1 rRNA gene is annotated in these 507 nt (G+C 43.0%); it reads left to right on the top strand.

Annotated elements, in window-relative coordinates:
- Positions 1-110: ribosomal RNA gene (locus tag AAA071_RS09500) — 16S ribosomal RNA — on the top strand; the annotation flags it as partial.
- Between the last annotated feature and the right edge of the window lie 397 nt (positions 111-507).

Raw genomic sequence — 507 nt, 5'->3', positions numbered from 1 at the left:
AAGCCGGTGGGGTAACCTTCGGGAGCCAGCCGTCTAAGGTAAAGTCGATGATTGGGGTGAAGTCGTAACAAGGTAGCCGTATCGGAAGGTGCGGCTGGATCACCTCCTTTCTAGGGAGACATACACCGAGCCGAGAGCTTGGATGTCACTTAGGTCGACACTTTGGCGAGTAAGTAGACGTAGCATAAGCGCTAGCTGTACTTACACACTTATCATTGTTTGGTTTTGAGAGATCTGTAATAGATTTCTCAATTTAATATGACGTTATACATTATGCGTTAATCTAGGCGCACGTAGGATTGCGAAATCGACGCATACTGGAAGTATGCTAGATGAGCAAGACAAGTGCAACGACGAGTAACACGGAATGTATCGGCAGATTTGTTCTTTGAAAACTGCATAGAAGATAATTATTATATATTTGTAAGGTCATCTCTTAGAATTTCTAAGTAGGTTGACCCGAGCACATAGGAAATAATTCTCTGACTTAATGGTGACGTACATGAA

Origin of the sequence: Veillonella parvula, assembly GCF_040097785.1 — a bacterium.
GTDB classification, from domain to species: Bacteria; Bacillota; Negativicutes; order Veillonellales; family Veillonellaceae; genus Veillonella; species Veillonella parvula_D.
This window is presented reverse-complemented; position numbering and strand designations above follow the sequence as displayed.